Consider the following 24,383-nt stretch of genomic DNA (forward strand, 5'->3'; position numbering starts at 1 on the left):
GCAGCGGAAGGTGCGTATGGCCAGGGGTAGGGCGGGGCCGATGGTGCGGCAGGCGCTGCACATTCTGGTGGACGGGTACCAGCGGGGTGCCATGGTGGCCTGCCCGCCCCGCCAGCGTTGTTTGTAGCCGATGATGCGGGCCAGGTCAGCCCAACCCGCATCGGAGATGGCGGCGGCCAGACGCCGGTTGCGCAGCAGACCGGCGGTGTGCAGGTCTTCCAGAGCCAGCCGGTCGTGGGTCTTGACCAGCCGGTTGGCGACCTTGTGCAGAAAGTAGCGACGCACGTTCGCGACACGATGGTGGGCACGAGCCAGCCTGGCGACAGCCTCGCCCCGGTTGCGCGAGCCTCGCTGTTTACGGCTGGCCTGGCGGGAGAGACGCCGCAGCCTCGGCAGGGCGGCCCGCAGCGGGCGCGGCGCATCATCGACGCGCAGTACCTGCCGGCCGGTCGTGTCGGCGGCCACGACGAGGGCGGCGAGGCCGCGGTCGACGCCCACCCAACCACCGCCGTCGGCGTCGGCGTCGGGGCGGGGCGGGTGCTGGCGGGCCGGATGCAGGTCCGCCGCCTCCACTGTCACGGCGATGGTCCATCGGCTGGCCCGGCAGGAGACGGTGGCATACCGGATGTGGGCTCGGCCGGTGCGGATCATCCGCCGGAGCCGGCGGGTGTCCTCCCGCACCCTCAGGATCCCGATCCTCGGCAGACAGACACTGCGAGGTCCCGCCGTCGGATCCCCCACCCGGATACTCGCCCGACCCGCCTTGGTGGTCTTGCAGCGGATCCGGAACGACGGTCGGGTGCGGGTCTTGCGTTTGAATGTCGGGAACCCCACCCGGCGGCCCGGCCGTTTCCCCTGTCGGGAATCAGTCCAGGCAGCAAGGGCGCGGCCCAGGTCGACGGCGGCTTCCTCACACACCTGCTGACACACCTGCGCCCGCCACGACAACCCCGCCGCCACGATCTCGGCCGAACCGGCCGCATCGACCACGAAGCGGCGACCCGCCCGCGCCGAGCACTTCCACGAGTTGAACGCGTTGATCAGGTCGAAACCCGACCACGGCACCACCACCGACCCGCCCCGACGCTTCGCATCCAGGGCTTCCTTCACCAAAGCCAAGCACTGGTTGAACGCGAACCGGGACGCCCCCGCATGACGGGCCAACACCACCACCTGCGACGGCGACGGATCGACCGTGAACCGAAACGCGGTAAACCTCCCCACAGCCCCACAGCATGCCTGCCACCTACGACACATCTGAAACACGCACTAGTCGAGGGTGAGCACGGTCTTGATTTCGTCGGGTCGGGGGGTGAGCGCCTCGGCGAACCGGCTCAGCGGCATCCGCCGGGTGACCAGGCGCTCCAGCCAGTCCGGGTCGGCGGCGGCCAGCGCGTCGGCCGCCGCCGCGTAGTGCCGCAGGTTCGCGTTGACCGAGCCGACCACCACGTCGTTCTCCAGCACGAGGTCCCGGTTGGTCGCCCCGGCGTCCACGGGGATGGTCCGGCCACCGGAGGACACCCCGGTGAGGCAGACGATCCCGTACGCGGCGGTGCCGTTCATCGCGTCGACGACCACCCGGCCGACGCCGGTGGCCTCGATGACCACGTCCGGGCGGAGCTTCTCCGTGAGGTCCGCCAGGGGCTGGCTGTGGTAGGTGGCGCCGAGCGCCGCCACCGCGGCCGGTTTCGGGCCGTCGCTGACCAGGTCGAGCACGTGCACGTCCAAGCCGCGTTGCACGCCGAGCAGTGCGGCGAGCAGCCCGATCGGTCCGGCGCCGGTCACCAGGGCCGTCTGGGGCGCGTACCAGGAGCGGGCGCCGACCCGGTCGACCTGCTCCCACGCCTTGGCCACCACGCTGGTGGGTTCCAGCAGCATGCCGACCCGCTCCAGCCGCGGGTCGAGCTTGACCGCGTAGTCGGTCTCGACGGTCCACAGTTCGCTGCCGTAGCCGTCGCGTTCCTTGATGCCCCGCTCGGTGTAGCGGCCGTTGCGGCACGTGTCGAACTCGCCGCGGGCGCACGCGCCGCACGGCACCGGGTCGGGGCGGCGGACCACGCCGACCACGAGGTCGCCCTCGGCGAGGTCGGCGCCGGCCGGGGCGCGGAGAACCCGGCCGAGCGACTCGTGGCCGAGCACGAGCCGGTCCCGGCCGGGCGGGGCCCAGCCGTACCGCCCCTCGATGATCTCCCGGTCGGTGCCGCAGATGCCCAGGGCGATCCCCTCGACCAGCAGTTCCCCGTCGGCCGGGGGTGGGCTCGGGCAGGTCGGTCAGGGCGGCGGTGCCGGCGTGCTGCGGGGTGACAGTCAGGGCGCGCACGGCGTCTCCCTTCAGGCGTGGACGGTTTCCGGGGACGCGGTCTCCGGGGGAACCGCCTCCGCACGATCGGGCGCCGTCAGGGTCGCTACCCCGACCGAACCTGAGGTAATCGGCGCGACTCCGAGATTCCTTGCACAGGGCAACCGCCGAGCGGTGCCCGGTGCGGCGCTACTCGAGGCTGGCCAGCTCGTCGGCGGACAGGCGGAGCGCCCCGGCGGCCACATTCTCGACCAGGTGATCCGGGTTGCCCGTACCCGGGATGGCCAACACGTGCGGCCCTCGGCTCAGCGTCCAGGCGATGCGGACCTGCGCGGGCGTGGCGCCGTGCGCACGTGCGACGGCGCGGACCCGGTCGTCGTCGGCGACACCGCCGGCCTCCCGTCCGTCACCGGCGATCGCGAAGAAGGGCACGAATGCGATGCCCTGCTCGCCACACGTGCGGAGGGTTTTTTCGCTGATACGTTTGTCGATGCCGTACGCGTTCTGCACGCACACGACGGGGGCGATCGCCTGGGCCTGGGCGAGATGTTGCGGGCGGACATTGGAGATGCCCAGGTGCCGGATCAGGCCCGCGTCGCGCAGTTCGGCAAGCGCACCGAAGTGTTCGGCGATCGACTCGAGGCCGTGCTGGCGCAGGTTCACCACGTCCAGGTGGTCGCGGCCGAGCTGGCGCAGGTTCTCCTCGACCTGCCCACGTAGCTGATCCGGCCGGGCCAGCGGCAGCCACTCGCCGGACGGATCCCGACCGGGGCCGACCTTCGTGGTGATCACCAGATCGTCGGGGTACGGGGCGAGCGCTCGGTTGATCAGCTCGTTGGCCGAGCGCAGCGGGGAGAAGTAGAACGCCGCGGTGTCGATGTGGTTCACACCCAACTCGACCGCGCGGCGCAGCACACCGATGATCCGGTCGCGGTTGCTTGGCGTGCCGAGGCCGAAGGGGGTGCTGCCCGTCAGCCGCATCGCGCCGAATCCGATCCGGTTGACGGTCAGGTCGCCGAGCGTCCACGTACCCGCCGAAGCCGCGGTGATCTCATGAGGAGGCATCGGGCGACCATAGCCATGGCCGCTGAGCTGCGCATTCGGTCGGGTGCCCGATGGTGCCCCGCCAAGATCCCTGTTACGTTGTTTATGGTCAGGGAGCATGGTGTCGCCGGGCTCGCCAGCCGTGGGGCGGCCCGTCCGGTAGCCGTGGTTCCGCCAGGCGGACCAGGTCCCGGAGTGGGTCACCCGACAGAAGCGGCGGGCAGCGGATGCGGCGCCGGCGGCAACCGTCATGATGAGCCGGTGAAGATCCTGTCCATCCAGTCTTCGGTCGCCTACGGCCACGTCGGCAACTCGGCGGCCGCTTTCCCCCTTCAGCGCCTCGGGCACGAGGTCTGGCCCGTGGTGACGGTCCACTTCTCCAACCACACCGGGTACGGCGCGTGGCGCGGGCCGCTGCTGGCGCCGGCCGACGTGGCCGAGGTGATCGCGGGCATCGCGGACCGTGGAGTCCTCGGCGACGCCGACGCGGTGCTGTCGGGCTACCAGGGTGACCCGGCGATGGGTGCGGTGATCCTCGACGCGGTGGACAAGGTCAAGGCGGCCAACCCTGACGCGGTGTACTGCTGCGACCCGGTGATGGGCGACGCCGGCCGCGGGATGTTCGTCCGGCCGGGCATCCCCGAGTACATGCGGGACGTCGTCGTCCCGCGCGCGGACATCATCACCCCGAATCAGTTCGAGCTGGACTTCCTCGCCGGCCGTACGACGAACTCCCTGCCCGAGTTGCTGGAAGCGGTCGACGTGGTGCGCGCGACAGGGCCGCGGCACGTCCTGGTCACCAGCGTGCTCCACGGCGACCTCCCGGCGGGGTCGCTGGAAGTGGTGGCCGTCTCGGACGAGGGCGCCTGGGCGGTGACCACCCCGCTGCTACCGATCAGCCCGAACGGCGGCGGCGACGTCACGGCCGCGCTGTACCTCGCGCACCTGTGGACGACCGGCTCGCCCGCGGCGGCACTGGAACGCACCATCGCGGCCGTCTTCGCCGTACTCGAGGCGACCCTCGCGGCGGGCACCCGGGAGATCCAGCTGATCGCGGCCCAGGAGGCGATCGCCGACCCGCCGGCCAGCTTCGCCGCCCGGCGGCTGCGCTGACGCGACTCCCGTTCGGGCCCGTCACGGACGCGGCCACTGCCGGAGCATGATCTCCCCCGATCGCCCGGTGGCCGGGTCCGGTAGGGGACTGGCCCGGGGTCCCACCAGCTACGGCAGCACGTAGCGGACAGTTCCGGCATGCCGGTCGTTCGTCAGGAGCCGAGGTAGCTCAGGATCGCCAGAACGCGGCGGCTGTAGCCGGCGGCTCCGGACAGATCGAGCTTGTCGAAGATGCTGTTGACGTGTTTCTCCACCGCGCTCTGCGAGATGTGCAGCCGCTCGGCGATTGAGACATTGGTGTGTCCCTGTGCCATGTGGTGCAGCACGTCCCGCTCCCGAGGCGTGAGACGGCTGAGCGGGTCGGCGTGGCTGGTGGCGGACATGAGTTGTCGGACGACCTCGGGATCGAGCGCGGTGGCGCCGGCGGCGACGCGGTCGAGCGCGTCGAGGAAGTCGTCGACCTGGGCGACGCGGTCCTTGAGGAGGTAGCCCACGCCTTCGGAGCGGTCCGCGAGCAGTTGGGCGGCGTAGCGCTTCTCGACGTACTGGGAGAGGACCAGCACCGCGATTCCGGGCCAGCGGCGACGGATCTCGACCGCTGCCCGAAGCCCGTCGTCGGTATTGGTCGGGGGCATGCGCACATCGGTGACGACGGCGTCCGGGTGGTGCTGTTCGACGGCGGCGACGAGTTGCTCCGCGTCCGCGGCGGCGGCAACCACGTGGTGGCCCTCATCGGCGAGCAGGCGGGTCAGCCCGTCCCGCAGGAGAGTGGAGTCTTCGGCGAGGACTATGCGCACGGCAGTGCTGCCCTGATGGTGGTGGGGCCGCCAGGTGGGCTGTGCACCTCAAGCCGCCCGTCGAGGGCGCTGACCCGACGGGCGAGGCCCTGCAGGCCGCTGCCGTGCGGGTCGGCACCGCCGACACCGTCGTCGTGCACCAGCATCTCCACCCCTTTCGCCCGCGGGCTGATCTTGATGCTGATCACGGTAGCGCGAGCGTGTTTGGCGGCGTTGGTGATCGCTTCGCAGGCGACGTAGTACAGCACGGTCTCGATGGGCCGCGGCGGCCGGACCGGCACGGTGTAGCTGACTTGGACGGGTATCGCCGAGCGTTGCGCTACCAGGGCCAGCACCTCGTCAAGGCTGCTGTGATCGAGCGCCGACGGGTATACCCGCCACGCCACCTCCCGCAGGTCGTCGATGGCACGCTGGATATCGCCGTGCGCCTGTACAACGAGGTCACGTGCGGTGCCGGGGTCGCGGCTGCGGCGGGCGCGGCCGAGCAGCATGCCGAGCGCAACCAGGCGCTGCTGGAGCCCGTCATGCAGGTCGCGTTCGATGCGCTGTCGCTCGGCGTCCACGGCGGCGATCACCCCGGCGCGGCTCGCGGTCAGCTCGTCGATCCGCCGCTGCAACATCTCCCGGCTGCTGGTCTCCAGCAGGGTGCGAGCCAACCGCCGGTCCAGGGCCCCGACGCTGGCGATCGCCTGCAGGTTCACCACCAGCAGGGCGGATCCGATGAGCACCTGCACCAGGAGTTGGGGCACCGTCATCGTGCCGATCACCACGGAACGCAGCACGATCGCGGCGAGCACGGTGCCGACGGCGAGCAGGCCGAGCGTCAGCGCACCGAGCAATCCGGGTAGGAGCCGCGCCGCGAGGTAGGCGAGCACGCGTGGTCCGCTGACCCGCATCGGCGGTGGGTCCGGCTGGCCGGCGACACGCGCAAGACGACGCCGTTCCCACTCGGCGATCCGCCGCGCGTATCCGATGGTGGCCGTTCTCGCGCGGCGACCAACCGGCGGCGCGACCCCAGCGGCGGCCGTGACCACCGCGGCCAGCAGCAGGAACAGCACCTCCGCCGCCGAGGTCAGCACACCGACTGCCACGGCGGTCAGTGGCCGACTCCACCCGATCACGGTGGCCGCCCACGGCCGTCGGCGTGCTGCCTCCCGTACTGCCACGTCGCCCGTCCCGTCAAGGTTGCTGCGCTGGAGCGGCCAATCTATCCGCGGCGCCAGAGGTCATCGTCGTCCTGCCCACGGCGTGGCGTGCCGTACAGCGTGCCGCGTCCGGCTCGCGTCGACCGGTGGGCGCCGAGATCGGAAAGCGTCTCGGCAGGTGGCTTCGGCGCACCTGATTCGAGCGTGCCGACCGTTCGCGCGCCGTCCCCGGCCAACCGGCTCCGGCGGATCCTCATCAGCCGGGAAATGGCGAAATAGGCGACCGCGAGAGCGCAGGCGGCGATGACGAGGTTTTGCAACGTGCCCGCATAGGGCTCGACAGCGTGCCAGTTTTCGCCAAGCAGGTAACCGGCCACGACGAACACGGTGTTCCAGATCAGGCTGCCGAGCGTGGTGTAGAGCAGGAACCCTGCGACCGGCATCCGCTCGATCCCAGCCGGGATGGAGATCAGGCTCCGGAAGATCGGAATCATCCGCCCGAAAAACACGGCCTTTGCGCCGTGCCGGGCGAACCACGCCTCCGTCCGGTCGATGTCGTCGAGCTTCACCAGCGGCAACTTCGCCGCGATTGACCGAACTCGGTCCCGCCCCAGCACGACGCCTACGTAGTAGAGCGCCAACGCGCCGATGACCGAGCCGAGCGTGGTCCAGCCGATGGCGTGGAACAGGTTCATCTTGCCCTGACTGGCGGTGAACCCCGCCAGCGGCAGGATCACCTCACTGGGGATCGGTGGGAAGAGGTTCTCCAACGCCACCGCCAAGCCAGCGCCGGGGCCGCCGAGCCGCTCCACCAGGTCGGTCACGAACCCGACCAGACCGTCATCCGGCGACTCAGCCGGCCCGGCCAGCACTTCCGCGTACATCGACACATGCCACGAATGGATCATGCCAACGACGCTATGCGGGCACCGCGGCCGAAACCATGAGGTCGACCGCCGACCTCAGCGGGCCGACCCCAGCTGGCAGGGTGCGGAGAACCGCACCCCTGCCGGCGGAGGCCGGTGTCAGCAGTCGGGCCTGATCGGGAACGCCAAGGCATTCACTGCCCCGCCGGTGGGTCGGCCGGGGGAGCCCCGGGGTCCAACGGCACGCGGAGCCGCTCGACCAACTCGCACGCCGCCTCGGTGAACGGCTGGTCGGACTCGCCGGGCCGGTGTCCCTGGATCGGTGGTGGGACGCTGTCGCCAGGTGGCGCCACCACATCGGCGGGATCTCGCAGCCGGCGGTCCACCGTTGCCGCCGGGCCGTCGACGGTGACGGGCGCGGCTGGCCGGTGAGCGGAGAAGATCCAGCCGCCGACGGGGTCGGTGTCGCGCCACAGGTTCACCCACCGCCAGTCGATCCGGGCGCCGACCTCGTGCAGCACCTCGTCGTCGACGTAGGCGGGGAAGAGCCGGGCGTAGAGCCGGCGCAGTGGTGACGCGTGGGTGAGCAGGGCGACTCGGCCGCTCACCTGCGGCGGCAGCTGCAGCACCGTCGCGGCGGCCAGGACGGAGCCGTGGCTGTGTCCGGTGATCAGCACCGCTTTGCCGCGTCCGACCAGGTACGTGATTCGTCGGGTCAGCTCCGGTACGGCACGTTCGGCGTAGCAGGGCGGCGCGAACGGGTGGGCGGCTCGGGGCCAGAACGTGCCCAGGTCCCAGAGGATGCCGACGTGACGCCTGAACTCGACGGTCCGGTAGGCGAAGATCCCGCCGATGATCAGGCCGAGAATGATCGCTGCGATCACCCAGCTACCGAACGCGATGGCGAAGGTGATCAGGTCGGCCGGCACCCCCGCGTACCGCTCCACGACGTTGCCCGGATGCAGCTCCAGCAGACCGATGGCGGTGGTGGCCGTGCCGGCACCGGCGAGGCAGGCGTAGACCACCGCCAGCGGGATCAGTCTTTCGGTGAACCGCGCCTGGGCTACCGCCTGCCGCACCTGCCGCAGTCGGGGCGCTGCTTCCGGCGGCGCGTCCGGGTAGTCCCGCGCGACAATTGCCGCCGCGGCGCGGAACCGGCCGCGTCGGGAGATCAGGATCACCAGGCCGCCGACCACCAGCGTGAACAGCACCGCCCGGAAGAAGCCGAAGATCGCCCACGTGTACGGCCGGGGCGGACCGGCGGCCAGGCCCGCCGCGGTCGGCGTGTCGCGGTCCAGGAAGTCCGCCACCCGGTAGACCAGCTCGGCGGAGAGGGCCACCGCCAGACTGATCGATGCGGCCGCGATCGCCAGCGCGCCCAGCCCGAGTAGCGGCGTGGCGTCCGGCTGGCGGCCCCGGCGCCAGAGCAGCACCGCTCCCAGCGCGGCCAGCAGGGCCGTCTGGGTGACGAACAGCCAGGTGAGGATCGAGTCGTAGCCGGGTAGCCCGCCCCCCTCCCGCCAGGGCGCCGGGCTGGTCAGGACGTGGGCCGTCACCAGGATGGTCAGCACGACGGCGATCGTCCGCAGCGTGCGGGGGATCCGGTCGAGTCGCCGATCCGCGGCGGCCCGGTCGATCAGCGGGGGCGTGCAGAGCAGCACCACACAGGCGGCCAGGACAACACCGGTGCCGACCGCCAGCGCGATCGTGCCGGCCGAGGCCCCGGTTGCGACCCGGGCGGCGAGCAGGGTGACGTCCAGTGTCGCGAACGCCGCCGCGACGTGGATGGAGCGCAGCCGACCCACCAGCGGCTCGGCGTCCCATTGACCGACCGCGCCGAGCCGATGCCCGGAGACCTGCGCCTCGGGGGCGCGAAACGCCTCGAACACCCTCCCGGGGCGCGCACTGGCCCGCCAGACCAGGCCGACGGCGGCGGCCGGAACCAGCGCGAGCACCGCCAGCCGCAGCCCGACCGGTTGCCCACCCAACCAGGACAACCAACTGCGCCCGGCCAGGCAGTGCCGCGAGGACACGCACTTCCACGCGATCAGGTCCAGCGCGACGCCGGCGACGGCAAGCACATACAGCGCGGTGAGAGTGAGCGCCAGCAAGCGGCACAGGGATCTGACCAGCGCATCGGAGCCAGGGCTCGCCGGGCGCATCCAGATCGCCACGTTGACCAGCATGAACGGCAGGAGGAACACCAGCGACAGGGTTCGGATCATGGTGCCGGAGGGCAGGTCACCCCAGCGGTACGCCTCCAGCGTCACCCGAGCGCCGGCGCTGGTGCCCGAGTGGTGGCGGGGTCGGTAGAAGCCCCCACTGCCGTCGCCCGCGACCTGCTCGAGCTGCGGCAGGTCCAACACCTGGCCGGCACTCGCGCTGGCGGCCCCGTGTACCCGCAGCTCCACCACGTCATCGGACATCCCGGCCCCGCCCAACCGCGCTGACGCATCCGACATCGGCCCCTGACCCGCCTTGGGGGGCCCAAACCGGGTGAACCCGGTCGATGACCGCCCCCGCCACTCGTGTCGGTCTACCCCACCCGGGCAGGCCCGAGTGTGGGACGACCGGTCCCGCCCAGGCCCGAAACGGTCGTAGACGGCCGCGTCCAGCTCCTGAAAGCCGCCGGCAGCCGCCGCGAGTGCCCCGACAGCACGGTCACCATCTCGCGATGGGCCTCGATTGTCACGAGCATGTCTCGCACCGCGAATATCTGTTGATCTCTATTGCCGGGCGGCCAGGGCCAGTGGTACCCAGGTTGGACCAGGCTTGATCACCAAGCGGCCCAGGAGGCGTCGACGATGGTTGCCATTCCCTGGCCGGGCGGTGGCCGCTCCGCCACCGAGCCGCCACCTGATCGCCGCAGCCTCCAGCCCTCCTGCCGGATGGTGGGGTCGCGTGGGCCGCCACCACAGGTCGCCTAGACGCCGCACGATCCCTTGATCTCGGAGAAAGGTGGACCAACTCATGAACCACGCGCAGAAGGAAGGGCTGAGCCGACGTCGCGTCCTGGGGGGAGCGGCCGGACTGGCCGCCGGCGCCGCGACCGTCGCGGCGGGCCTGCCCTCCGGCGGCGCGTCCGCCGCCCCCGCACAAACCCCGCCCGACCTCGCCCGCTGGCGTAGGCAAGCCGCGCACGTCACGATCACCCGCGATGACTGGGGCGTCCCGCACGTGGTGGGCAGGACCGACGCCGACGCCGTGTTCGGGATGATGTACGCCCAGGCCGAGGACGACTTCAACCGGATCGAACGCAACTATCTGGTCAGCCTCGGCCGCCTCGCCGAGGCCGAGGGCGAGAGCGCCATCTGGCAGGACCTGCGCCAGCGACTGTACGTCGACCCTGAAGCGCTCAAGCGGGACTACGCGAAGAGCCCGGCCTGGCTGCGCGACCTGATGCGGGCCTGGGCCGACGGGCTGAACTACTACCTCGCGACGCACCCCGAGGTGCACCCGCGCGTGATCAGCCGGTTCGAGCCGTGGATGCCGCTGAGCTTCTCCGAAGGCAGCATCGGCGGCGACATCGAGCGGGTGCCGCTCACCCAGCTCGAAGCCTTCTACAGCCGGCGTGCGGTGGAGATGACCGATGAGGAGCGCGGGCTGCTGTTCCGCGAGCCCAGCGGCTCGAACGGCATGGCGATCGCGCCGGGCCACACCCGGGACGGCCACGCGCTGCTGCTGATCAACCCGCACACCAGTTTCTTCTTCCGCTCCGAGCAGCATGTGACCAGCGGCGAAGGGCTCAACGCCTACGGCGCCGCCACCTGGGGGCAGTTCTTCATCTACCAGGGCTTCAACGCCAACACGGGCTGGATGCACACGTCGAGCGGCGTCGACAACGTCGACGAGTTCGCCGAGACGATCGTGACCGGGGCGGATGGCAGTCGCTCCTACCGCTACGGCAACGAACTGCGGCCGGTGACCACGAAGACGATCACGTTGTCCTACCGCACCGCCGACGGCGGGCTGGCGCGGCGCAGCTTCACCACCTTCGCCACCCACCACGGCCCGATCGTGCGCGAGGCGGACGGCAAGTGGATCGCGTTCGCGCTGATGAACCGGCCCGTCGAGGCGCTGCAACAGAGCTTCCTGCGCACCAAGACGCGGGACTACGCGGACTTCATCCAGGTGGCGGGCCTCAAGGCCAACAGCTCGAACAACACGCTCTTCGCGGACTCGAAGGGCGAGATCGCCTTCCTGGTGCCGCAGTTCATGCCGGTGCGAGACGACCGCTTCGACTATCGCAAGCCCGTCGACGGCAGCGATCCGGCGACCGACTGGCGCGGGCTGCACAGCCTCAACAGCCTGCCGCAGGCGGTGAATCCGGAGAACGGCTGGGCGTTCAACACGAACAACTGGCCCTGGACCGCGGCCGGCGCGGACAGCCCCAAGGCCGCCGACTATCCGCGCTACTTCGACCAGGCCGGCGAGAACCCGCGGGGACCGCAGGCGATCCGGGTGTTGACCGCGCGGACCGACTTCACCCCGCAGACGCTGATCGAAGCCGCCTTCGACACGTACCTCACCGCCTTCGCCCGGCTCGTGCCGGGACTCGTCGCGGCGTGGGACAAGCTGCCCGAGGGTGACCAGCAGAAGACGAAGCTCGCCGGCCCGATCGGCCTGCTGCGCGGCTGGGACTATCGCTGGGCCGCGCAATCGACCGCGACGTCACTGGCCGTGTTCTGGGGCGAGGCGCTCTGGGCGCCCTTGGCCCAGGCGGCGCGGGACGCGGGCATGTCGATGTGGGACTACCTGGCCGAGCGTGCCACCGACGCGCAGCGGCTCACGGCGCTCGACGCGGCGGCGGAGCGGCTCACGCAGGACTTCGGCAGCTGGCAGGTGCCGTGGGGTGAGATCAACCGCTTCCAGCGCAACGACGGCGCGATCGTCCAGACCTTCGACGACGCCAAGCCGAGCAGCCCGGTGCCGTTTACCTCCGCGCAATGGGGCTCCCTCGCCTCGTTCGGTGCCAGGCGCTACCCGGGAACGAAGCGCTACTACGGCACCAGCGGCAACAGCTTCGTGGCAGTGGTGGAGTTCGGGCCGAGGCTACGCGCCTGGGCGGTGACGGCCGGCGGCGCGAGCGGGCATCCCGACTCGCCGCACTTCAACGACCAGGTCGAACGCTACGCCAGCGGCAACCTCCGCCCCGTCTATTTCTATCCGGACGAGCTCAAGGGCCACATCGAGCGGAGCTACCAGCCGGGCAAGTGATCAGCCGTGGGGTACGGATGATCCCAAGCCTTCCTGGCAGTTGATCAGCTGACCGGTACGAGCAGCGCGCCGGCCGGGACCACACGGTCCCGGCCGGCGTCTCTTTCGTTCGGCCCCTCAGGGTCGAGCAGCTGACTCAAAGATCTTGCGGTACTCGCCATAGCCTTCGCGCTCGAGGTCGTCGCGCCGAACGAAGCGAAGCGCCGCCGAGTTCATGCAGTAACGCAGCCCGCCAGCTTCCGGGGGGCCATCGTCGAACACATGGCCAAGGTGGCTGTCCCCGTGCGCCGACCGGACCTCGGTGCGGACCATACCCAGGGTCGATTCTTGGATCTCCCGCACATTCGTCGGTTCGATCGGCTTGGTGAAGCTCGGCCAGCCGGTACCGCTGTCGAACTTGTTGACGGAGGCGAAGAGCGGCTCGCCGGAGACAACGTCGACGTAGATGCCCGGCTCCTTGTTGTCCCAGTAGGCGTTGTCGAACGCTGGCTCCGTCCCGGCTTCCTGTGTGACTCGGTACTGCTCCGGCGACAGGCGAGAAATTGCCTCGGGGTTCTTGCGGTATTCGCGTGACACGGTTGCTCCTCTCGGCGAGATCTTCGGCAGGAAGATGGTCAACCAGGCGCCCAGAGACGTGGCTCACCTGCGTACCCCGCCTGCCGTCGGCCAACCACGACGTGCCGCGCCGGCAGCGCCTGGCCCCACCCAGCCCGGCATTTGCCAAAACGGCAAGGATCCTTGCCGGCCCGTTCCCGGCGGCGCACTATCGGCGGGCCGGGACGGCGGCCGTCCGCGCGGCGAGGAGGGGGCACGATGAGCGAACCTGTGGCATACCCGGTCGACCCGGCGGTGGACGCGGCCACCGCCCGGTTCTGGGACGAGCTGTACCAACAGCGCGACCGGGTGTGGAGCGGCCGGGCGAACGCCGTCCTGGCCGAGGTGGTCGAGCCGCTGCCGCCCGGCACCGCGCTCGACCTGGGCTGCGGTGAGGGCGGCGACGCGATCTGGCTGGCCGGCCAGGGTTGGCAGGTCACCGCCGTCGACGTCTCGACCACCGCGCTGGACCGGCTCGCCACCGAGGCGGCCCGGGCCGGCGTGGCATCCCGGATCACCGTGGCCCGACACGACCTGACCCGCACCTTCCCGGCCGGCCAGTACGACCTGGTCTCGGCCCAGTTCCTCCAGTCCCCGCTGGAGCTGCCCCGGGAGGCGGTGCTGCGCGCGGCGGCGCGCGCGGTCGCGCCCGGCGGCCGCCTCCTGGTCGTCGAGCACGGCGCGGCGCCGCCGTGGGCCCGCGAGAGCCACCCGCACGCCCGCTTCGCCAGCCCGGAGGAGATCCTCGCCGCGCTCGACCTCGAACCGGACGGCTGGCACACCGAACGGCTCGGGGCCGCGTACCGGACGGGCACCGGCCCGGACGGCGAGAGCGGCACCCTCGTCGACCACGTGGTCCTGGTCCGTCGCCGCTGAGCGGCGCTGCACCACACCGCGACGCGGTCCACGGGAAATGGTGCGTTCGCAGTTTTGGATGACGCCTATTAGGCTGCACGCCACCGGAAAGGCCGGCGGTCGGCGCGAAACCGATCAACGGTTTTGTGTCAACCCTGCACCCTCTGGGTCCGAAACGGCGTGGAGAGACATGACGAAGAAGATGCGAGGTTTGGCCGCAGTCCTGCTCATTGTCGTTTCTGCCGTGGTAATCATAGGTCGAACCGCCGGTGCGAGTCCGTTCCAAACAAACTCCGCGAAAGCCTGGCCCCAATTCGGAGCCACGTCCGATCCGGATCTGACAGACAACGACGGGCCAACGGCCGGGCCGGCTGAACTGTTCAATGGGACGGCAGCGCTGAAGCAGCCGAGCAGATCCCCGTTTCCTGAGGTCATCGGCAGTCACGCCGAGAGCACCTCGGTCATCTGGAACGGGCAGTACGTCATGTATTACCGGACCTTCATCAGCCCGACGGGGGCCACCTGCTCCATTCCGCAAGGCGTGGCGATGGCGACCTCGAACGACAGCGGAGCCACCTGGACACCGGTCGACGGAGGACGTCCGCTGCCTGCCCTGCAGACGGTCCAGCAGGGTCAGAGTTGCAGCTTTGACGACAGTGTCAAGAGCACCTGGGTGTATTCACCCGACGTCATCGCCGACGGCTCCCGCCTCGTCATGGTGTTCGAGCAACGCGACCACGACCCGAACTACGTCGCTCCAGGGCAGGGTCGGAGTCTGCACTCCATTCGCTATGTCACCAGCACCAACGGGCGTAACTGGTCGGAAAGCACCCTTCTGCTTGGACCCGGCGCGGTCGGTGCGTGGGACGACGAGGTCGGGACGCCCGATATCGAAAAGGACGGCACCGGCTACCTCCTGACCTTCCACGGCCACGACGCGACCGGACGCCTGAAGCAGACGCGCGGAATGGTCCGGCTCGACGCACTGGCCGGTGAATACACCGGGGTCCGTCAAAAGATCAACCTGTCGCCGACCCCGGACTGGGCCAACTTCGGGGTAGGTATGGCGGACATGACCCGCGGTCCCGACGGCTACTGGTACATCGTCTTCGAGGCCTTCTCGGGCGCCAGCGGAGCGTGCGGTCGTACGGACACTCAGACGGTGGTGGGCATCGCGCGTAGCACCGACGCGGTGACCTGGTCGGTCGCACCGACGCCGCTGATCCACGGCCGCGACGGGCTCAGCTGCGGCTACGACATGCCCTCCTGGCAGATCCTCGGCGACGTTCGGGGCATCGTCACGCCCAACGACCCGCCGGAGGGTGACAGCCTGGTGCGCTGGGACATTCGCGCGAGGTAGCGCTGGACGAGCTTCGATCGACGCCTGCTCAAGCGGCAGAAGCCGCTTGAGCAGGCGGGCGGGCGCGCGGAGGCACAGCGGGGGAGCAGCCGATCCCGGTTACCGCTTGCCCGAAACCTGCTGCGCCGTCCCGCGTCGCGGCCGCATCAACTCCCGCACCCCGAGAAACACGAACGGCAGCATCAGCAGCACGTCGGCGATGTGCGCGATCCACACCTCCCGACTGATCCGGCTCAGCGGGAAGGCGACGGCGCCCAGACTGATCAGCAGGCCGACGGCGACCGGGCTGGTCCGCGTCCTGGCCAGGACGAGCCCCAGGGCGAACAGACTGAGCGGAAACAGCGGCCCGGCGGCCCAGAACAGCGTGTAGGCGGCGAACGCCGACCGCTCGTTGAGCAACTCGACCGCTGTTGCGTGCGAGACATCGAACAGGCCCTCGTGCACGCTCTGCACGCCGAACGCCACCCCGCCGACGGCCCCGACGACCGCCACCGGCAGCGCGACCGCCACGAACCGCGGAGCGGCCGGCCGCAGCCGCTCGTACAGGCCGATCAGGCCGATCAACCAGCACGCGGTCGACAGCGCGACGAGCGTGCCGGCGGCAATGCCCTGCCGGTCGGCCTCCCAGAAGAAGCTGGCCAGGAAATTCAGTGTGGAACCGAGAATGAGAAACATACCCGGACGCTACGAACGCGCGGCCGGCACCGAATTCGCCGAACGCTGACGGCCGCCTACCGCGGTCGCGGTATCCCGGCCAGCCCGCTGCGGTAGGCGAACACGACCAGCTGGGCCCGGTCCCGCGCACCGAGCTTCGCCATCGCCCGGTTGGCATGCGTCTTGGCGGTGGCCGGGCTGATGGTCAGCCGCAAGCCGACCTCCACGTCGGACAAGCCCGCGGCGACCAACGCGACCACCTCACGCTCACGCGCGGTCAGGGTCTCGGTGCCCGGCACCGCCGGTCCGCTCGCGAACGCCGCGATGAGCCGCCGGGTCACCGCCGGAGCCAGCAGCGCGTCCCCGGCGGCCACCACGCGTACCGCACGGCGTAGCTCGTCCGGCTCCACGTCCTTCAGCAGGAAACCACTCGCACCCGCCTGCAACGCCGCGTACACGTACTCGTCCAGCTCGAACGTGGTCAGCACGACAACCCGAACGCCCGGCAGCCGGCCGTCGGACAGGATCCGCCGGGCCGCGGTCAGCCCGTCGGTGCCCGGCATGCGGATGTCCATCAGTGCCACGTCCGGCCGGTGCGCGCGGGTCAGCGCGATGGCCTCGTCACCATCGGCCGCCTCGGCGACCACCTCGATGTCCGGCGCCCGTTCCAGCAGGACCCGAAAGCCCGCGCGCACCAACCGCTCGTCGTCGGCGAGCAGCACCCGCACCGTCATCCGGGGAACCACCCCTGCACCTCGAAGCCACCACCGTCGGCCGGTCCCGCACGCAGCCAACCGCCGAGGCTGACCGCCCGTTCGGTCATACCGCGCAGCCCGTTCCCCGGTGGCCCGGCGGACTCACGCCCGTCGTCGCGCACCGTCAGCGAGAGGCCGTCAGGCCGGTACCCTAACCTGATCTCGATCCGTCCGGCACGGGCGTGCCGTACCGCATTGGCTACCGCCTCCTGCACGATGCGGTAGGCCGCCGCCTCGACCGCTCGCGGCAGCGCCCGCGGCTCGCCGTCGCACACCAGCACCGCTCCCGTCTGCGCCGCCAGCAGCGGCAGCCGGTCAAGCCGGGGCGCCGGCGGCTGCGGCTGCACCGGCAGGCCGTCCCGCAGGACGCCCACCGCGGCCCGCAACTCCACCATCGCCTCCCGGCTCGCCCGACGTACCGCGTCCAGCGCCGCGCGGGCCTGCGCCGGGTCGTCGTCGAGCACGTCGCGGGCCACACTGGCCTGCACGCCGACCACCGCGAGCGTGTGCGCGGTGACGTCATGCAGCTCACGGGCGATCCGCAGCCGCTCGTCGGCGAGCCGCCGCTCGGCCGCCCGGTCCCGTTCGGCGGCCAGCAACGCCAGCCGTGCCCGCCGCTCGCGAACCCCCTCACCCAACAGCAGCGCCGCCACGAACACCACCGTCGAACTGTCCAGCGTCGCGTCCAGGAACCCCACCCCCGCGACCGCGGTCCGCCCCTGCGCATCCAGCGCAATGAACAGCGCCGCCACCGCCAGACCGACGCGGCGGCGAGGCGCCACGGCCACCGAGTACAGCGCCACCCAGACCGGAACGGCCGGTGTGCCACCGGGATAGCGAAGGACGTGGTACAGCAGGAACAGGCCGCCCACCACGGACAGGACGACAGCTGGCCACCGCCGCCGCACCGACAACGCCAACACCATGGCGGCGCAGATCGCGTACGCCACGCCGTCCGGCCCGCGGTCGTCCGGCGCCACCGCCGCCGACGCGAGCCGCAGCCAGGTGAGCGCACCACTCACCGCCACGACGCCCGCGTCGATCGCCCACCGCCGCATCCGGTCACTGTACGAAGGCAGCGGTGTGAACGCGTACCGCAAGCGCGGTATCCAGCGCCGGCAACGGCCCACCAACGCCGGTCCGCCCGCTAGGGGGTAATCGGGAGGCCATCCGGACACCGCCTTCCCTAGGATCACCTGATGTTCCAGCCGACGTACCCGATTCGCACCGCGCGGCTGACCTTGCGCCCGGTCACGTTGGACGACCTCGACGATGTGTACGCATTTCAGCGCCGACCGGACGTCGTCCGCTGGATGCTCGGCGCCGGACCGCGTACCCGCGAGCAGTCGCGGGCGTCGGTGGTGGCCATGGCGGGCGAGGACGCGCTGCGCAAGGAGGGCGACTGCCTGACCTTGGCCGTGGCCACCGATGCCGGGGTGATCGGGACGGTGGAGTTGGTCTGGCGCAGCCAGCTCGACCGCACGGGCGAACTCGGGTACGTCTTCCACCCGGACCATGGCGGTCGCGGGCTGGCTACGGAAGCCGCCGCAGCGCTGCTCGACTGGGGGTTCGACGAGTTGGGGCTGCACCGGATCTACGCCCGGTGTCACGGCCGGAACGACGCCTCAGCCCGCCTGATGGCCCGGCTCGGCATGCGCCAGGAGGCGCACCATGTGCAGAGCTACCTGTTCCGGGGTGAGTGGGCCGACCAACTCGTCTTCGCCATCCTGGCCGACGAGTGGCGGTCCCGGGCCGCGACTGCAGGGGGTTGAGCTACCGGCGTTCGCGGCCGGTCTGGCGGGGTTGTGCACGGGCGACCCACCAGCCGAGCAGGACGATGAGCACCGAAACCCCGAGCTTGATCGACAGGCTCCAGACCAGCGCCGCCGAACCGCTGCGGGACCAGTCCCACCACAGGATGCCGCCGAGCGTCAGCAGGACGACGAGGGCTGCCGCGGCCAGGCGCACACCGACCGGTCTGGTCCGGGGCGACAGCAGGGCAGCAGACGAGAACCCGGCCAGGAGCAGGAGAACAGCGAGGAGGGTCAGTGCGATCGGCACCGCGGGCACCAGCAGTGTGACGGCGAGGAGGACACCGCCGGCCGCGACGGCGATCTCCACCGCATGTGTGCCCACTGCGCTGCCGCGGGTGAGCATGGCCACCATCGCCCAGACGGCGAGGGCGTAGCCGCGGAAGGCGGAGAGGACCATGGCCACCGGCTTGATGCGCGCCGAGTCCCCGGCGACATTGGCCAGCACGGTGGCGGTGTGCGACAGGGTACGCGCGAACGTGTCGCTTCCGACGTCGCCTCCGATACGTTCCCTGCCGATCTTCGCGGCTTCCTCCCACAGCCGCCACAGGTCTGGTGCCGGCAGGTTCTGACCGGCGTTGCGGTCGGCGGCGTCGAAGGACTCCAACCAGCTGTTGCTCGTCTGGGAGCGGTCGTTGCCTTCGGCGCGTACCGCGTTGGCGAGGCTGGGGAGGTCTTCTCTGAGCACAGCGGTCTGGATCGGTCGGGCCAGGACGCGGGTGCAGGCGCGCAGTGCTGGTGCGTCCGGGCCAACGATGATCTGTTCCACCTCGCGTTCACATGCCGCACGGTCCTGCGCCCACTGCTCCGCCAGCCAGCTTCGGTCCGGTGACTGGTCGGGAACCGCGCATCGCTCGACCGCCTCCATGAGCTGGGCCACGGCCTGAGCGGGAGCCGGCCGGGGACCGGCGGCAGCCGCCGACCGGGGGGTGAGCAGGCATTGCCGCAGTCGCTCCGGGGCCAGCAGGATCCGGATGAGCTGTTCGACCGCGTCCATGCGGCCGTGCAGCCAGTCGTTCATGCGCCAGGAGCCGCGGTAGAAGGCACCGAAGTGGTGCAGCTGGATGCCGGTCAACCGGTCGGGGTGCAGGGAGGAGAGTTTGGCCAGTTCCACTTCCTGTTCCGGCTCGGGGCTGGCGCTGGTGAAGGCCAGCTGTACGACGTCGAGGCGCAGCATGTTCTGCAGCACCGTCTCGTCGGCGATCCCTTCCCCGCTGACGGCAGGGCCCGCCTCAGCCGTCACGGTCGGGGGCGTCGCCCGACCCGTGGCCTGGGCGGGTTGCGGTGGCACGAGGAATCGGTGGAGTGCGGCGAGCCGCCGCGTCCACTCGCCATCCGGGTCGAGCACGTCGTTCCCGACCTCGCTCACCGCCCGCAACGCGGGGGCGATCCCGCGCAGGCGCCGGGCCAGTTCGAGGGCCTGCCGGTAGAGACGAGCCCCCCGGGCGCCCCCGTCGGAGACGGGTGGGCAGTCCCAAGCCACCAACGCGGCCGCGAGCCATCGCTCCAGTTCGGGCAGGTTCTCGGCGGTCTGGTTCAGCGAGCCCCGGCGTGCGGGCATCGGGCCGATTCCGTAGCGGGACGGTCCGGTCGATGCCGTGGACCAGTAGCGGTTGAGATCCTCCCGGTCGGCGTGGATCTCCTTCAGCGTGGCGGCCACCGTTTCCCGGCAGCACACGATGGCCCTCCGCTCGGGCGTGCCGAGGTGGGCCAGCCAGACCGCTCGTTTGAGCAGGTCGACGGTCATGTCGGCGAGCCGTTGGACGGTGGTCTGCCCCCAGTCCCAGCTCGCACCGACGCGTCCGAGCGCCTCCGGCAAGGGGCCCGCCGGGATGAACGACATCGGCTGTCGCCGCAGCGCGGCGAGCAGTTCCTGCATGCTCCACTGCTCGGCGGGTCGGCCGCGCTGCCCGGCCGCCAACAGCGGGGCCAAGGTTCGGGCGGCGTTCTCGGCGCGCACCTCCAGGTACGCCGGCCACGCCCGTTCGGAGAGTTGGTCGGCGACGTCGGTCATCGCCATCGCGAACCGGTCACGTGCCCGGCGGCGCACCCGCACGTTGGCGTTGCGGTTGCGGATCTCGGTGAGTTCTCGGGAAACGGAGTCGGTGGCCCGCAGGCGGGTGAGGACGCCCAGCAGCACCTCCCGGGCGGAGGGTAGCGGCGACCCGGGCCGGTTGGCCGGGTCTGGTTCGGGCACCAGGTGGGCGGTGGGGGAGGAGCGAATCTGTTCGCCCGGATCCGGAGCGACGTAAGCGAGCACGCGGCGTACCTGAGCGCCGGCGGTCTGCCGGTACACCGCCTCCAGAGCAGGCCTGATCGGCTTGTTGAGGAGCACTCCGCCGTCCACCACGTGCTGTGATTCGCGAAAGTTGGCTCGACCCGCCGTGGACGCCCACCGCAGGTCGCCGTCCGGGTCTCCGGGGCTCACCCACACGAAGTGCGGCTCGAAGGCGCCGGGGAAGGCGGAGGTGCATCGCGCTGCGGCGGCCAACTCCTCGAGCACGGCATCGGCGGTGAGGTCGCCGCTGACGGGTCTCCCATCGTGGTAGCCGGCCCGCAGGTCGGCGAAGCGGAAGGTGGCGTCGTGGTCGGTCTCGGTGATGGCGACGCCCAGATCGTCGGTGAACGTCGTGGACCTGCCCTGCCAGAGTGTCCCGGTCAGCACCAACTCGATCGGCAGGCGGTCGTCGTCCAGGCGGCTCGGTGGGCGCCTGGCATCCGAGATCACCTTTTCCAGCGCTTCCCTCACCTTGGGCAGGAAGTAGTCGTCGCCCTTCAGCAGGGACTTCGGGTTGCGGGTCAAGGGATCGCGCAGTAGCCGGTCCAGGCTGCCGTGCTCGTGCCACAGGTCGCGCATGACCGACAGATCCCCGCCCCGGGCGAGGCCGAGCGCCAGGAAGGCGCCGTTGAGACCGCCCGCCGACGTCCCTGAGATCACATCAACGCGGACGTCGGCCCGCAGCAGGTCCAGCAGTGAGGAGTACGCCGATCCCGCCTCGCTGCGGGCCGTGGCCAGGCGGAAGAGCTCAAGGGTCACGCCGCTGATCCACACCGCCAGGCTGACTCCGCCGGTCATCACCGCGGCGAGTCGGATGTCCTGCCGGTCGGCGTCCTCGGTAGGCGAGGTCGGCCAATCCGGCTCGTGATCCTCCACTGTCTCCGCCACGTACTACCGGAGGGTGATCACGGCGATGAGCGAGGGCAGGGAAGTTTGCCTGAATCCAGCAGTCATGTCCGGAATAGTATGTCGATGTCGGTGCGTCTGGAGATCCCATCGGGGTCCGACACGCCGGTTACCGGCTCCGTGGTGTGGGCAGCACAAGAGCCGTTGGTTAGCGGGGCGACTCGTCCGCCTCGACGAGCCGGGCCAGGTTGGCCAGTGCCATACGCGTACCGGTCTCGTTGTCCGCGGCGGGAACCCCGTCGGGAATGCCTTCGTGCACGACAAGGACGTCGGTCCCGCCGTCCGCGTCGGTGAGCGTGGTGGTCATCGTCATGGTGCCGCGGAATGCGGGGTCCGCCGTCTCGAACTCGAACACTTCGACCACCTGCTCATTCGGCACGAGCTTGAGAAATTGACCGTGGTAGGTGTCGGTGTGCGACGTCGACTTGCCGGCACCTTCGATCGTGTCGTAGGTGAGCGAGACGCGGAATGAGCCACCTTCGCGGGCGTCGAACTGGTGAACCTGGCTGCTCATGCCTGCGGGAACCCGCCACCTGGCGATCGCGTCGGCATCCACCAGCGCGCGGTAGACGGCCGGACGGGAAGCGTTGACATGCTGCGAGACGCGCGTCGAATTCATGGGGGCAGGGTAGTGCGTGTCGCTGCGGTTGCTGGGCAAGCGGAACGGCAGTCCGCCGGTCCGTGCGGTGGTCATCGCGGGCTGGCCCGCCGGCTCACCGGCCAGCGCCGAGGGCGGCAGCGAGCTGGTGGAGGTGGTGTGCGACGGGGCCGACAGTGAGCATGCCGCTGCCAGCGCCGGCCAGCTCCGCCGCGGCCGGCGCGAGTGCCGTCCGGGCGCGGCGCATCATCGCCCGGTCAGTCACGGCGATCGCGGCCTGGCCGGTGAGGCACCACAGGGCCTCGAACAGCAGATCGCGTGGCGGGTTCGGAGTCTGCCGCAGCGCCGCCGCGGCGTCGGCCGGGCGGTCCCGGCCCAACAGCACCAGCGGGCGCGCCCATGGGGCGTACGGGCCCCAGTCGGTGTCGTCGGCGAAGTCGACCGGAAGACCGCGCCACACCCGCAGGCACAACAGGGCCAGCGGGAGCAGGCCCTCCTCGACGCCGGGCATGCCGGCGCCGGCAAGCTGAGCCGCCGCCTCCCGGTAGGCGACTTCCGCGTCCGGCGACGACGCCCCGGTCGCGGCCAGCCGCAGCGCGCGATACCACTTGGTGAACACCCCCGCCAGGGGGCGCTCGTGCCGCGCGGCGAGCCGGTCCGCGGCGGCGGCGTGCTGGTCGGCCGTGGCGAAGTCGGCGAGTGCGCTGCGCGCCTGGAGACGGATGAGGTGCCCGAGGATCTCGAACGTCGCCATGCCGTGCCGGGCGGAGAGGGCGACGAGTTCCTCGCCGATCCGGTCCCGCTCGGGGGCGAGGCCCGCCCGGTGGAAGGTCTGCATGAACGTGCCGTTGAGGACGAAGGCCAACAGGGCGGGATCGCCCAGCCGGCGCGCGATCCGCTCCGCTTCCCGGGCCGCCTCGGGACCGCGCGCCGCCCGCGTACCACGTGACTCCACCGCGACGGTGGCCAGCAGCCGGGCGCGGGTGGCCTCGGACGAGGTGGGGCGCAGGGCAGCGAGGGCCCGCTCCGCCGCCGCCACGATCCGCGCCGCCTGATCCGGATCATCCGAGCGGGTCCAGATCGCGGGTACGTCGTACCCTCCGATCACCCGCGCGGTCAGTTCCGGATCGCCCAGCTGCTCGGCCGCGGCGATGGCCGCGACCCGTTGTTCCCGCGCCGCCACGAGCCCGCCCGGCCCGGCCACCGCGAGGCTGCGCAGCAGGCCGACCGTCGACTCGAGCCGAGCCCGCGAGCCGGCGGCAACGGTACGGTCGTACGCCGCCGCGGCGTCCGCCCACACCCGCTCCGGGCCCTGCGGGCCGAGAGCATCGCCCACCCGCTCGGACTGGCGCAGGATGTCGACCTCCAGGCGCCGCAACCGGGGGCCCGGATCGACCCCGAGCTGCTCCAGCAGCAGGTTGCGGGCTCGACGCAGCACCCCGAGCGCATCCCCCTGGCGTCCCGCGCGATACAGGGCCAGCGCCAGCAGCCGCCACGCCTCCTCCCGCCACGGATGCTCCGCCACATGGGCGTCAAGATCCGGTACGACCTCGGCGGCTCGCCCGAGATCCAGGAGCGCCTCGGCCCGCCGCTCGACCGCGTTCAGCCGTAGCTGTTCGAGGCGGGAACGCTCGGCGCGCGCCCACGACTCGTCGTCGAAGCCCGCGTACGCGGGACCCCGCCACCGCCCCAGGGCACGGTCGAGGCGCTCAAGCGCCTCCTGCGGCGGTGCGCCGGACGCGGCGACCACCTCGTCCTCGAACCGCCAGGCGTCCACAGCCTCGGGCGCCGCCCGAAGGACGTACCCCGGCCCCTCGGTCACCAACAGCCTGGCCGGCTCCCGCGGCGGGCGCTGCGGCTCCAACGCGCGCCGCAACGCCGCCACGAACGTGCGGACGGCGCTCACCGCCCCCGAGGGCGGGTCCTCCCACAGGTCATCGACGAGCCGGCTGACCGGGACCACCCGGCCGCGGGCGATGATCAGCCGCGCCAGCACCGCCCGGTGCTTCGGGCCTTTCACGTCGATCGGCGCGCCGGCCCCGTCCCAGGCCACCACCGGCCCGAGCACACCGAAACTGACCTGCACCTCGT

General features: G+C 71.2%; 18 protein-coding genes and 1 pseudogene. 5 read left to right on the forward strand and 14 right to left on the reverse strand.

Features of this window, described 5'->3' with window-relative positions:
- The 3 genes and pseudogenes from ACY34I_RS32490 to ACY34I_RS32500 form a co-directional block, all read right to left on the reverse strand.
- Positions 1-1,257, reverse strand: a 1,257-nt coding sequence (locus tag ACY34I_RS32490; RefSeq protein ID WP_462759003.1) for an RNA-guided endonuclease InsQ/TnpB family protein, incomplete at its 3' end; no start/stop codon positions are given.
- A gap of 12 nt (positions 1,258-1,269) precedes the next feature.
- Positions 1,270-2,320 (reverse strand): annotated as a pseudogene (locus ACY34I_RS32495) (glucose 1-dehydrogenase).
- Between the two features lie 168 nt (positions 2,321-2,488).
- Complete coding sequence (locus tag ACY34I_RS32500) at positions 2,489-3,364, reverse strand: oxidoreductase (protein WP_462759004.1); 876 nt, start codon at positions 3,362-3,364, stop codon at positions 2,489-2,491.
- Between the two features lie 240 nt (positions 3,365-3,604).
- Between ACY34I_RS32500 and pdxY the strand changes: the two genes are divergently transcribed.
- Positions 3,605-4,456 carry a pyridoxal kinase PdxY gene (pdxY, locus tag ACY34I_RS32505; protein WP_462759005.1) on the forward strand — a complete coding sequence of 284 codons (852 nt, stop codon included), beginning with the start codon at positions 3,605-3,607 and terminating at the stop codon, positions 4,454-4,456.
- 152 nt (positions 4,457-4,608) lie between these two features.
- On the opposite strand, the gene ACY34I_RS32510 is transcribed toward pdxY, so the two are convergent.
- The 4 genes from ACY34I_RS32510 to ACY34I_RS32525 form a co-directional block, all read right to left on the reverse strand.
- The gene (locus ACY34I_RS32510) at positions 4,609-5,253 is read right to left on the reverse strand and encodes a response regulator (RefSeq protein WP_462759006.1); all 645 of its coding nucleotides are present in this window, start codon (positions 5,251-5,253) and stop codon (positions 4,609-4,611) included.
- Positions 5,244-6,344 carry a sensor histidine kinase gene (locus tag ACY34I_RS32515; protein ID WP_462759007.1) on the reverse strand — a complete coding sequence of 367 codons (1,101 nt, stop codon included), beginning with the start codon at positions 6,342-6,344 and terminating at the stop codon, positions 5,244-5,246. The genes ACY34I_RS32510 and ACY34I_RS32515 overlap by 10 nt, the downstream gene beginning before the upstream one ends.
- A 116-nt stretch (positions 6,345-6,460) precedes the next feature.
- The gene (locus ACY34I_RS32520) at positions 6,461-7,306 is read right to left on the reverse strand and encodes a DedA family protein (RefSeq protein ID WP_462759008.1); all 846 of its coding nucleotides are present in this window, start codon (positions 7,304-7,306) and stop codon (positions 6,461-6,463) included.
- Between the two features lie 152 nt (positions 7,307-7,458).
- The gene (locus ACY34I_RS32525; protein ID WP_462759009.1) at positions 7,459-9,690 is read right to left on the reverse strand and encodes a hypothetical protein; all 2,232 of its coding nucleotides are present in this window, start codon (positions 9,688-9,690) and stop codon (positions 7,459-7,461) included.
- Between the two features lie 544 nt (positions 9,691-10,234).
- Between ACY34I_RS32525 and ACY34I_RS32530 the strand changes: the two genes are divergently transcribed.
- Positions 10,235-12,481 carry a penicillin acylase family protein gene (locus ACY34I_RS32530; RefSeq protein ID WP_462759010.1) on the forward strand — a complete coding sequence of 749 codons (2,247 nt, stop codon included), beginning with the start codon at positions 10,235-10,237 and terminating at the stop codon, positions 12,479-12,481.
- Positions 12,482-12,598: 117 nt separating this feature from the next.
- Here the strand turns inward: ACY34I_RS32530 and msrB are convergent, their stop codons facing one another.
- A complete protein-coding gene (msrB, locus tag ACY34I_RS32535) occupies positions 12,599-13,099 on the reverse strand; it encodes a peptide-methionine (R)-S-oxide reductase MsrB (protein ID WP_462759011.1) in 501 nt (166 codons plus the stop codon).
- Between the two features lie 195 nt (positions 13,100-13,294).
- Here msrB and ACY34I_RS32540 point away from each other — a divergent pair, with 195 nt between their 5' ends.
- Complete coding sequence (locus ACY34I_RS32540; RefSeq protein ID WP_462759012.1) at positions 13,295-13,951, forward strand: methyltransferase domain-containing protein; 657 nt, start codon at positions 13,295-13,297, stop codon at positions 13,949-13,951.
- A 169-nt stretch (positions 13,952-14,120) separates the two neighbouring features.
- Positions 14,121-15,290 (forward strand): glycoside hydrolase family protein, encoded by a 1,170-nt coding sequence (locus ACY34I_RS32545; RefSeq protein WP_462759013.1) that lies wholly within the window; start codon positions 14,121-14,123, stop codon positions 15,288-15,290.
- Positions 15,291-15,389: 99 nt separating this feature from the next.
- Here the strand turns inward: ACY34I_RS32545 and ACY34I_RS32550 are convergent, their stop codons facing one another.
- The 3 genes from ACY34I_RS32550 to ACY34I_RS32560 are packed head-to-tail and all read right to left on the reverse strand — an operon-like array spanning position 15,390 to position 17,757.
- On the reverse strand, positions 15,390-15,965 hold the full coding sequence (locus ACY34I_RS32550) for a hypothetical protein (RefSeq protein WP_462759014.1): 576 nt from the start codon (positions 15,963-15,965) through the stop codon (positions 15,390-15,392).
- A 56-nt stretch (positions 15,966-16,021) separates the two neighbouring features.
- Positions 16,022-16,678, reverse strand: a complete 657-nt coding sequence (locus ACY34I_RS32555) for a response regulator transcription factor (RefSeq protein WP_462759015.1) — start codon at positions 16,676-16,678, stop codon at positions 16,022-16,024.
- Positions 16,675-17,757 carry a sensor histidine kinase gene (locus ACY34I_RS32560; protein ID WP_462759016.1) on the reverse strand — a complete coding sequence of 361 codons (1,083 nt, stop codon included), beginning with the start codon at positions 17,755-17,757 and terminating at the stop codon, positions 16,675-16,677. The genes ACY34I_RS32555 and ACY34I_RS32560 overlap by 4 nt, the downstream gene beginning before the upstream one ends.
- A 141-nt stretch (positions 17,758-17,898) precedes the next feature.
- On the opposite strand from ACY34I_RS32560, the gene ACY34I_RS32565 reads away from it, so the two are divergent.
- Positions 17,899-18,471: a GNAT family N-acetyltransferase gene (locus ACY34I_RS32565; RefSeq protein ID WP_462759017.1), complete on the forward strand. Its 573-nt coding sequence runs from the start codon at positions 17,899-17,901 to the stop codon at positions 18,469-18,471.
- A gap of 1 nt (position 18,472) precedes the next feature.
- Here the strand turns inward: ACY34I_RS32565 and ACY34I_RS32570 are convergent, their stop codons facing one another.
- The 3 genes from ACY34I_RS32570 to ACY34I_RS32580 form a co-directional block, all read right to left on the reverse strand.
- Entirely contained in the window at positions 18,473-21,676 is a 3,204-nt protein-coding gene (locus ACY34I_RS32570) for a patatin-like protein (protein ID WP_462759018.1), read from the reverse strand.
- Positions 21,677-21,842: 166 nt separating this feature from the next.
- Positions 21,843-22,313 carry an SRPBCC domain-containing protein gene (locus ACY34I_RS32575; RefSeq protein ID WP_462759019.1) on the reverse strand — a complete coding sequence of 157 codons (471 nt, stop codon included), beginning with the start codon at positions 22,311-22,313 and terminating at the stop codon, positions 21,843-21,845.
- A 94-nt stretch (positions 22,314-22,407) separates the two neighbouring features.
- Positions 22,408-24,378 (reverse strand): AfsR/SARP family transcriptional regulator, encoded by a 1,971-nt coding sequence (locus tag ACY34I_RS32580; RefSeq protein WP_462759020.1) that lies wholly within the window; start codon positions 24,376-24,378, stop codon positions 22,408-22,410.
- Positions 24,379-24,383 lie beyond the last annotated feature (5 nt).

The organism is Micromonospora sp. RTBAU3-60 (genome assembly GCF_054963695.1).

What these genes read in the sequence shown, in the direction of transcription:
- ACY34I_RS32500 (WP_462759004.1), bottom strand. Translation starts at nt 3,364, where the DNA reads ATGCCTCCTCATGAGATCACCGCGGCTTCGGCGGGTACGTGGACGCTC.
- ACY34I_RS32520 (WP_462759008.1), bottom strand. Translation starts at nt 7,306, where the DNA reads ATGATCCATTCGTGGCATGTGTCGATGTACGCGGAAGTGCTGGCCGGG.
- ACY34I_RS32525 (WP_462759009.1), bottom strand. Translation starts at nt 9,690, where the DNA reads ATGTCCGATGACGTGGTGGAGCTGCGGGTACACGGGGCCGCCAGCGCG.
- ACY34I_RS32530 (WP_462759010.1), top strand. Translation starts at nt 10,235, where the DNA reads ATGAACCACGCGCAGAAGGAAGGGCTGAGCCGACGTCGCGTCCTGGGG.
- ACY34I_RS32540 (WP_462759012.1), top strand. Translation starts at nt 13,295, where the DNA reads ATGAGCGAACCTGTGGCATACCCGGTCGACCCGGCGGTGGACGCGGCC.
- ACY34I_RS32545 (WP_462759013.1), top strand. Translation starts at nt 14,121, where the DNA reads ATGACGAAGAAGATGCGAGGTTTGGCCGCAGTCCTGCTCATTGTCGTT.
- ACY34I_RS32550 (WP_462759014.1), bottom strand. Translation starts at nt 15,965, where the DNA reads ATGTTTCTCATTCTCGGTTCCACACTGAATTTCCTGGCCAGCTTCTTC.
- ACY34I_RS32555 (WP_462759015.1), bottom strand. Translation starts at nt 16,678, where the DNA reads ATGACGGTGCGGGTGCTGCTCGCCGACGACGAGCGGTTGGTGCGCGCG.
- ACY34I_RS32560 (WP_462759016.1), bottom strand. Translation starts at nt 17,757, where the DNA reads ATGCGGCGGTGGGCGATCGACGCGGGCGTCGTGGCGGTGAGTGGTGCG.
- ACY34I_RS32565 (WP_462759017.1), top strand. Translation starts at nt 17,899, where the DNA reads ATGTTCCAGCCGACGTACCCGATTCGCACCGCGCGGCTGACCTTGCGC.
- ACY34I_RS32575 (WP_462759019.1), bottom strand. Translation starts at nt 22,313, where the DNA reads ATGAATTCGACGCGCGTCTCGCAGCATGTCAACGCTTCCCGTCCGGCC.